The following is an 8,904-nucleotide window of genomic DNA, read 5'->3' as shown; positions in this document are numbered from 1 at the left end:
GCCGGGTTCGAGTTCACCAGCACCACCCGCAGACCCTCGGCCCGCAACACCCGGCACGCCTGCGTACCCGAGTAGTCGAACTCCGCCGCCTGACCAATCACGATCGGGCCGGAACCGATCACCAGAACGGACTTGATGTCACTGCGCTTAGGCACGCCGGCCCTCCGTCACGAGGTGATCCAGTAGCTGGCGGCGGACCGGTCCACGGCGCGGTCGAGCGGGTCGCGGACCAGCCGGGCGACCAGCCCCACCGGTGTGAACACCAGCAGGTAGACGAGCAGGAGCAGCAACTGCAGGCCGGTCCGGCGCGCGGCGTCCAGGCGTTCGCCGTCGGTGCGTGCGGTCCTGCGGGCTTCGGCGCCGTGAGGTTCGGTGCTGGGACGTGCGGTGCTGGGACGTGCGGTGCCCATCGGGGTCGTCCTTCCGGAGTCCGGGAGTCGGGTGGTGCGGAGGAGGGTGGTCGGGGCCGGGCGGGTGGTCGGGGGTCGGACGGCGGGGGCGGGTGGTCAGTCGAGCGGGATCTCGTCGCGCCAGTCGCCCTCCTCGGTCCAGGCCGGCTGGTCGGCCTTGGCGAGCAGGAAGCCGCCGATCGCCAGGGTGTCGATGTCGGTGCGCATGAAGCAGCGGTAGGCGTCCTCGGGGGTGGCCACGATGGGCTCGCCGCGCACGTTGAAGGAGGTGTTGACCAGGACGGGGCAGCCGGTCCGCTCCTTGAAGTCGCCGAGCAGCCGGTGCAGCCGGGGGTCGGCCTGCGCGGTCACCGTCTGGATCCGCGCGGAGTGGTCGACGTGGGTGACGGCGGGGATGGTGGAGCGGGCGGTCCTCAGCCGGTCCAGGCCCCGGGCGTCCCCGTCCGACTCCAGCCGCTGCTGTTCGGCCACCTGGGCGACCACCAGCATGTACGGGCTGGGCTGGGAGAGCTTGAAGTACTCCTCCGCGTCCTCGGCCAGGACGATCGGCGCGAACGGACGGAACGACTCCCGGAACTTGATCTTCTGGTTCATCACCGACTGCATCGCCGGGTTCCGGGGGTCGCCCAGGATCGAACGCCCGCCGAGTGCCCGGGGGCCGAACTCCATCCGGCCCTGGAACCAGCCCACCACCTTGCCGTCGGCGAGCTGGTCCGCGACCCGCCGGGACAGCTCCTCGGAGCTCAGCCGGGTGTAGGGGATGGCGTGGGCGTCGAAGTACGCCCCGATCCGCCGGTCGTCGAAGCCCGGGCCGAGCCGGGAGGAGCGCATCGCGTCCCGGCCCTGCCGCGGGTGGCGGCGCGGGGCGCGCTGGGCCAGCAGGGCGGCCCCGAGGGCACCGCCGGCGTCCCCGGCGGCGGGCTGGATCCAGACCTCGTCGAAGATCCCCTCCTCGACGATCCGGCCGTTCGCCACGCAGTTGAGCGCGACGCCCCCGGCCAGGCAGAGCCGGCGCTCGCCGGTCCGCTCGCGGGCGGTGCGGGCCAGCCGGACCATCACCTCCTCGGTCACCTGCTGGACGGACGCGGCGAGGTCGAACTCCCGCTCGGTGAGCGCGGCTTCGGGCTCCCGGCGAGGACCGCCGAACAGCTCCTCGAACCGGCGCCCGGTCATCACGTGGCCGTGCAGGAACTCGAACCAGTCGGTGTCGAGGTGGAACGAACCGTCCGGCTTCAGGTCGATCAGCCGCTCCCGGATCAGCCGTGCGTAGACCGGCTTCCCGTACGGGGCGAGGCCCATCAGCTTGTACTCGCCGGAGTCCACCTTGAAGCCGCAGAAGTAGGTGAAGGCCGAGTACAGCAGACCGAGCGAGTGCGGGAACCGCAGCTCGGCGAGCGGTCGCAGGCCGTCCCCGGTGCCGTGCCAGAGCGAGGTGGTGGCCCACTCGCCGACGCCGTCGACGCAGAGCACCGCGGCGGACTCGTACGGGCTCGGGAGGAAGGCGGAGGCGGCGTGCGACTCGTGGTGCCCGAACCGCCGGACCGGGGGGACGTCGCCCAGCCCCAGCCCGCGCAGTTCCTTGCGCACGGTGTCCAGGGTTCGGGCCTTCCACCCGAGCCAGGCGGGCATGACCTCCCGGAAGGAGCTCCAGGTGTGCGGCGCGGTCGCCGCGTACGTGGCGAGCACCCGGCGGAACTTGCGGGCCGGGTCCTCGTAGTAGGCGATCGCGTCGACGTCGTCCAGCGTCATCCCGGCCTCGTCGAGGCAGTACCGGACGGCCTGCGCGGGGAAGGCCGGGTCCTGCCGCCGCCGGCTGAACCGCTCCTCCTGGGCGGCGGCCGCGATGCCGTCCGCGCCGACCAGCGCGGCGGCGCTGTCGTGGTAGTAGGCCGCGATGCCAAGCACTGTGGTGGCCACCGGTCAGCTCCTCAATTCCTCTTCTTCAACGTGACGTTCAGTGCCGCGTACAGGTCGGGCACGGTGCCCTCCGGGGGGTTGAGGGACCGGTACCCGGCCCGGACGCGCTCCCAGACGGTGCTCTCCTGCTGCGGGCCGACCACACCGGGGAGGTCGGCCATGTAACTGTCGATCGCGTCCGCGGCCCAGGCGGAGTGGCCGGTGGCGACGTTGTCGATGGTGTTGTGCAGGTCCACGAACTGGGTGCTGAAACCGTGGTGCCGCAGGGCCGCCCGCGCGCTCCGGTAGCTGCCGCCGACACCGGAGAGCTCCATGGCGAGGTTGAGGCCGAGGATCTCCGGCTGGAAGCGCTGGGGGAAGCGGGAGACGCTCAGCCAGTAGACCGGCAGGGCGAAGGAGTCGTCCCGGAGCCCGGGCCACCCGGCGAACCCGGCGGAGTCGGTGGGCGGCAGTTCGACGCCCATCGTGGCGAGCAGGTCCCGGTAGATCTTCGGGTGGTTCAACTCCCTTTCGCCGTTCCCGAGTTCGTCCCAGTATGTGCGAAAGAGGAACTGGCCGCAGCGGGAGGAGGCCAGCCGGTAGTCGGTGAACCCCTGCAACCAGCCGCCGTCGATCATGATCAGTGGTGCCAACTGGAGCGTGGAGTCGATGAGTTCCTCCCGGCTCGGGATCGGCACGCGGTTCTCGGTGAACTCCGTGCCGTGCCGGTCGTGCGCCTGGTCCAGCCACTCCCGCAGGCCGTTCTCGCCCGCCCAGGCGGCCGGCAGCTGCTGAGGGGCGCGGTCGAGGCCGTAGCGGGCCCGGGCCAGCCAGCGGCGGGCGTAGTCGTACGCGTACCGCCGCAGGCCGGGGGTGTCCTTGCGGGCGAGCAGCGCGCGGTACGCCGCCCGGACGTCGAGCCGGGGGAGCGGGGCGCCGTCGGGGGCGGACGGCGCCGGGGCCGGACGCTCCTGGTGCAGGTACCAGGAACGCTGGGCCCGGTGCAGGGCCCGGCGGTCGTCCGGTCGGCCGGGGCCGTCGCCGTCCGTCGCCGCAGCGCCCGCCGCACCGCCGTCGACCGAACTGCTCGCCGCCCTGACGCCGTTCGCCCCGGGGGCACCGTCGGTCGGCAGACCGGCGATCCAGCGGCGCAGGACGGCGATCTCGGCCGGTGTGAAGATCCGGAACATCGGACCCTTGGGACCGATCAGGCCGCGCAGCAGCGGGCTGGCGTCGGGCCTGCCCGGCCGGACCAGCGGGCTGGCCGCCAGCGCGTCGAGGAACGGGCCGGGCCCGCTGCCGACGTCCGCGAACCACGCGCCGAGCGGCCGGCCCGCGAGCTTGAACCGGGAGTGGTAGACGGCGGCCTGCCGGGCCCGGGTGCAGATCATCCGCCACACCTCGTAGTCCGGGTGCCGGGAGATCAGCGCCTCGTCGAGCAACGCGTCGCACCAGCGCCGCAGTTCGCCGAGGGCCCAGTGGAAGCCCCGGCGCAGCCGCTCCGCACCGGCCGGCCCGTTCTCCGCCAGGTACTGGCGGGCGGCGGCGGCCGACAGGTCCAGCGCGGTGGCCGTCGGCTCGCCGCGCGCGGCGCCGAGGTCCAGGGCCAGGACGTCGTCCCGGTCCAGGACCTCCGGTCCGAGCCCCGCGAGCGGGGGCGGCAGGCCGACCGACCGCAGACAGAGGTCGGCACCCAGCAGTTCGGGCAGGAAGGCGCCGGGCTGCCGGCTCATGGCGAGCAGCAGCGCGGGCAGCCGGAAGCTGAAGCCCTCGACCCGCTCGTTGGCGGCGAGCCGGATCCGGGCGATCGGCTCCTCGATCCGGTGCCGGTGCAGGACGCGGCTGTAGTCGGAGCCCCGGTCCGCCTCCGGGTAGCCGACGCCGACGTCTGCGGCGTACAGGGTGAGCACCCGCAGGGCGAGCTCGGTCTCCGCGTTGCCCGAGCTGGACAGCCACTGGAGCCACGCACCGGCGGACAGGGCCAGTGGCGCGCAGTTCAGCAGGACGCACCGGACGGCCGCGCCGTTGTCCGGCCCGCCGGTCGGGCGGACGTCCGGTCCGGCCAGGACCTTGCGGAACCGTTCGCCGACCTCGGCCGCCCAGGTACGGGCGAGCCCGGTCAGCTCCTCGAAGTCCGCTTGCTCGTCGGTGGGTTGATCGCCGGCGGGTTGTTCGCGGGCAGGTTGTCCGGTGCGCCGGCCCTCCGGGCCGGCGGCGGCGAGCGCCGCCCGCACCGGTTCCAGGTCCGCCGGCCGGAGCGGCAGGTCCCCCTCGGGGTCGAGCGCGCGCAGGTACAGGATGCGGTGGTCGGGCTCGGGCTGGACGGCTGTGTTCCTCATGGCGTACCGCGCACCTCCGTTCGGGCGTGGGGATCAGAACATCGGGTAGATGGAGCTGTCGTTGCGGCGCTTGCGACGGCGGCGGCGGAACAGCGCGACGATCTTCCGGAACATCGGTCGGCTCCCTACTGCTGAGGTGGTCGGCGGGTGGTGCGGCTCAGAGGTCGAGCGCGGTGCGCATGAGCTCGGCGGTCACCTGGTGGCCCCGGTCGGTGAGGTGGACCTGGTCGACGAAGAGCCACTCACCGGCGGCCGGTGACGCCGCGATCGCCGCGTTGGCGTCGAGGAACGGAACCCCGAGTTCCTTGGAGACGGCCGCCAGGCGCTCGGCGTACGCGCGGTGCACGGCCGGGTCGAGGACCGGGGCGAAGAGGTTCCACATGCCCGCGCGCTCGTTGCCCGCTTCCGCGATGAGTGCCCGCTCCTCGGCCGTGAACGGCTTGCGGGTCCAGGCGGCGGTGGGCTGCAGCACGTAGTGGAGCCGCGCTCCGAGCGGGGTCACCAGGTCGGCGAGCGCCCGCAGGTCGCGGGCCACGTGCCGGACGGCGGTGTCGATCCGCTCGGCGGGGTCGGGCACGGCGGTCCCGCCGTCCGCAGGCTCGTCCTGCCGGCCGAGCCGTTTGGCGACCCGGCCGAGCCGGCCCCGGGCCCACCCCGGCTGGCCCAGCCGCTGCCCGAGGTCGGGCGTGCCGAGCTGGCCGAAGAAGTCGCCCGAGAAGAAGAACTGCGGGTAGTCGTCGTCGGCCTGCGGCAGACCGGCCACCACGAGGTTGTTGAGCCCCGAGAAGACCAGGACGTCGCGCACAGCCGGCAGCCGGTGCCGGTGCAGCAGGAAGAGGAGGACCTCCTGCGTGGAGTTGAAGGCCGGCGCCGCCAGGTTGAGCCAGGGCCGGGCGCGCGGGCCCCGGGCGAGCAGCGAGGGGATCGTCCAGGCGTCACCGCCGGCCCCGAAGCCGAACGCGGGGGAGGCGCCCAGGACGACCCCCACCGGTTCCTCGGGAACCGTCCCGTGCAGGGAGACCGGCCCGGCGGTCCCGTGGGAGACGCGGAACCCTCCGGCGTCGGTGTTCACCGTCGAGGAGCGGTAGCCCGTCCGGTTGAAGAACGTCACGTGCGGCAGCCAGCGCATCTCGCCGGTCGCGAAGTCCTCGTACTGCCTGATCTGCGGCGTCAGCCGGTGCTGCGCTTCCACTGCGGCGCCTCCGATGTACCGGTGGGTCTCTTCGACCACCGAGTCTTCGAGGCGTGCCTCGAATGCCGCTCGAACCCCGTCGGAGCCCTGTCCCGGAGCCCTGTCCCGGAGCCCTGTCCCGGGGCCTGTGCCGGGCCCGGCCCGGAGCCCGCCCGCCCCGGGCGCAGGGCGGTCCGGGGCGGGCGTCGGTCCAGGGTCAGGCGGCGGCCTGACAGGGGTCCTCGGCCGAGCCGGCCGAGCCGGCGGCCCCGGTCGAACCGTCGGCCCCGGTGCCGGCCGTCCCCGGGTGCACCGGGCACTCGGCGTACAGCCAGAACCAGTCGCCGCAGCTGGTCGTGGTGACGGTCCCGCCGCTCAGCGCGAGCCGCGCGCGGAGGTTGTTCAGCCCGATGCCGCGCCGCACGGAGGCGGTCTCCGGTGAGGCCCGGACCCCGTTGTTGGCCACCGACAGATGGACCCGGCCGGCCCGCTCCGCGATGATGACCGTGCACCGGGTGGCGTCGCTGTGGCGGAGCAGGTTGGTGACGGCCTCCCGCATCACGATCGACAGGTTGGTGCCCACCTGTTCGTCGAGCCGTTGTGGCGGCTGCCCGTCGATTCTGAGGCTGACCCCGGCGGTCTCCAGGGTCCCGCGCACCACTCTCAGCTCCCGGGCCAACGACATGGCCTGCGGCCCGGTGGCCACCGCACGTACGTCGGCCAGTGCCTGACGGGCAATCAGAAGAGTGTCCCGGAGCTCGGACTGGGCCCGGCCGTCGTCGGTGCCGACCAGGCGCTGGATCAGCTCGATCTTCAGGGTGATCGCCGAGAGGCTGTACCCGAGGAGATCGTGCAGGTCCCGGGAGAACCGCAGCCGCTCGCTGGAGACGGCGATCCAGGCCGCCCGCTGCCGGGCCTCGTGCTGGCGGTGCACGAGGTCGCACAGTGCGCTCAGGCCGTAGGTGAGCAACCCGACTGCCAGCGAAGACAGTTCGAGGTACATCGGCGCGAGCCCGTCGTGCTGGCGCGTGGAGAGCGCCAGCAGGGCGACGTTCACGAGCGCGTACAGCGCCCAGGCCAGCGGTCTGCCGCGCAGCGCGATGAGGATCGCGCCGCCGAGGAAACCGCTCAGGCTGCCCGAGAGGACATCGGTGAGCGGCAGGGTCAGGAAGGTCAGGACGGCCTGGAGGCTGAGCAGCCAGGCGGTGTGCTTGCGCGGCGCTCGGAGCGCCCGGGGGTGGCAGTTGTAGAGCTGGAGGAGGAAGCAGCAGGTCACGATCAGCAGGGCGCTCACCAGCCCTGGTCTGTCGTGGGTGCGCTTCGCGAGATTGACGGCTCCGATGATGCTGAGCCCGAAGGTGACCGCTCCTACGAGTGCGTAGGCGAACCGTGGCGGCATGGTCTCGCCGTGGGGTTCTTCGGTGACCGGTGCGGAGACAAAACGGTGGGGACTCTTTGTGGGGATGTTCATGCCCTCGCCCTTGATCGGTGTACGGCGAGTTCATACACGGGGTGCCTGGGTGTCATGCACAGGGCGCCCAAGTTGGCCGAAACGCTGACGGGTTCGGCGGACCGGTCAACACCCCGGTCCGCCGAACCCGCGGCACTGCGCCCGACACGGGTCACGTCCGCCCCAGGTCGATGCCGGGAGACCGGCTCCTCCCGAAGGGGGGACAGGTCGCCCGTGAGCTCGGTCGGCACCCGGACTTCGGCCGCCCACAACAGGCCGAAGAGCACCGCACAGGCGATCGCCGCGTCCTTGCGGGGGCGGGCTCAGAACTCGTCCGGCAGGCACTCCTCGTGCAGTGCCCCGCCGAAGGCGTGGCGGGCGTGCTCGCGCATCCGCGGGCCGTAGGTGCGGTCGTCCGCCAGGTCGGAGTAGCCCTCGCCCCGGAGGGTGATCAGCCCGGCGGTGTCGGCCAGGTAGACGTCCAGCCCCGGGTACATCAGCATGATGCACGGGATGTCGTCGACGTCGAGGGCGAACACCGGGTACTCGCCGTGCGCGTCGGGCTCGCCGGTCGCCAGGACACGGCGCGAGTCGGATCCGCCGGGGAGCAGGAAGCATTCGTCGAAGCGGTCCGACAGCGCGGCGAAGCAGGAGCCCCACGGCTCGCCGAACTCCTCGTCGGCGAGTTTCCCCATCGGGCGCGGAGTGAAGTCGCCCTCCGGTCCGAACCAGTCGAACCGGCGCAGCAGGCTCGTGTCGTAGGCCAGCCAGCGCCGCAGGCTGGGCGGGAGCGGGCGCCCGCTGGGGAAGGTGATCCCGGCCAGGACGTCGGCCGGCATCGGCTCCGGAGCGCCCGTGAGCCAGGGGCCGACCCAGGGGCTGTAGCCGAGGACGAGCCGGTGCGGATCGGCCTCGACGGAGGCGACGACGCGGTCGGTCAGTGCGGTGCCGTGGTCGGCGGTCGGGGAGGTCATCGGTCTCGGCGTCCTGTCCGTGGGTGGCCGGGTGCTGCTCGGTCGCGCCGAATCTACGACCGGCCTCTGACAGTTCGGCGGTCGGGGACGGGCGGCCGGACGCCGGTGCGGGGCCGGACGGAGTCGGCGTAGCGGTGGCCGGCGAAGGCCCGGACCGCGTCGGGGACGGCCGCGCCCTGGTCCGGCAGCCGGTCCAGGCGCAGCAGCGCGTACACCTGCTGGCCGGCCCGGAGATGGGTCCGCCGGATCCCGAGTTCGGCGCCCGGCACCGCGTACACGGTGAGCCACGGGCGCCGCGTCCGGCCCGGCAGCGGACCGCAGGTTACGGCGGAGAGCTGACGCCGCCGACGCCGGAAGGAGCGCACCGACATCCAGCACCCGAGGACCGCGAGGAGCGGCCGGACGTCGACCAGCTGGTCCGGCCGGGTCACCCCGTCGCGCCTCAGGTACGCGACCGTGAACACCAGGACGACGGCGGTGACGGCCGGCGTCAGGAGGGTGAACGACGGGCCTCGGGTGGGGTTGTGCGGCGCGGTGCGGCACGGAACGGCGCGGTGGGCAGGGCGCGGCAGTACGGAAACCCGGCCCGTCGCGCCCGGGCACTCAGGGGCGGTGCGGCACGCGTTCCCCGGGGGCGTCGGGCCCGACGCCCCCGGCCGCCCCC

Annotated in this window: 6 protein-coding genes and 1 pseudogene; all 7 read right to left on the bottom strand. The window is 73.3% G+C overall.

The features are described from left to right. Positions 1–167 precede the first annotated feature (167 nt). Positions 168–410, bottom strand: coding sequence for a hypothetical protein (locus ACFWOG_RS36555; RefSeq protein ID WP_380363707.1), 243 nt, complete (start codon positions 408–410; stop codon positions 168–170). 96 nt (positions 411–506) lie between these two features. After that, entirely contained in the window at positions 507–2,327 is a 1,821-nt protein-coding gene (locus ACFWOG_RS36550) for a carbamoyltransferase (RefSeq protein ID WP_355408049.1), read from the bottom strand. An 11-nt stretch (positions 2,328–2,338) separates the two neighbouring features. Next, entirely contained in the window at positions 2,339–4,645 is a 2,307-nt protein-coding gene (locus tag ACFWOG_RS36545; protein WP_380363705.1) for an iron-containing redox enzyme family protein, read from the bottom strand. Between the two features lie 157 nt (positions 4,646–4,802). Beyond that, positions 4,803–5,837: an SGNH/GDSL hydrolase family protein gene (locus ACFWOG_RS36540; protein WP_329878059.1), complete on the bottom strand. Its 1,035-nt coding sequence runs from the start codon at positions 5,835–5,837 to the stop codon at positions 4,803–4,805. A 196-nt stretch (positions 5,838–6,033) separates the two neighbouring features. Continuing rightward, the gene (locus ACFWOG_RS36535) at positions 6,034–7,287 is read right to left on the bottom strand and encodes a sensor histidine kinase (protein WP_380363702.1); all 1,254 of its coding nucleotides are present in this window, start codon (positions 7,285–7,287) and stop codon (positions 6,034–6,036) included. Positions 7,288–7,589: 302 nt separating this feature from the next. Beyond that, positions 7,590–8,240 carry a hypothetical protein gene (locus ACFWOG_RS36530; protein WP_380363700.1) on the bottom strand — a complete coding sequence of 217 codons (651 nt, stop codon included), beginning with the start codon at positions 8,238–8,240 and terminating at the stop codon, positions 7,590–7,592. A gap of 53 nt (positions 8,241–8,293) precedes the next feature. Further along, a pseudogene (locus ACFWOG_RS36525) lies at positions 8,294–8,904 on the bottom strand (hypothetical protein); the annotation flags it as partial.

Source organism: Kitasatospora sp. NPDC058406 (assembly GCF_042722765.1).
Classification (GTDB): Bacteria; Actinomycetota; Actinomycetes; order Streptomycetales; family Streptomycetaceae; genus Kitasatospora.
The sequence above is the reverse complement of the archived record's forward strand: the minus strand, read 5'-3'. Positions and strand labels throughout refer to the sequence as shown.

What these genes read in the sequence shown, in the direction of transcription:
- ACFWOG_RS36555 (WP_380363707.1), bottom strand. Translation starts at nt 410, where the DNA reads ATGGGCACCGCACGTCCCAGCACCGCACGTCCCAGCACCGAACCTCAC.
- ACFWOG_RS36545 (WP_380363705.1), bottom strand. Translation starts at nt 4,645, where the DNA reads ATGAGGAACACAGCCGTCCAGCCCGAGCCCGACCACCGCATCCTGTAC.
- ACFWOG_RS36535 (WP_380363702.1), bottom strand. Translation starts at nt 7,287, where the DNA reads ATGAACATCCCCACAAAGAGTCCCCACCGTTTTGTCTCCGCACCGGTC.
- ACFWOG_RS36530 (WP_380363700.1), bottom strand. Translation starts at nt 8,240, where the DNA reads ATGACCTCCCCGACCGCCGACCACGGCACCGCACTGACCGACCGCGTC.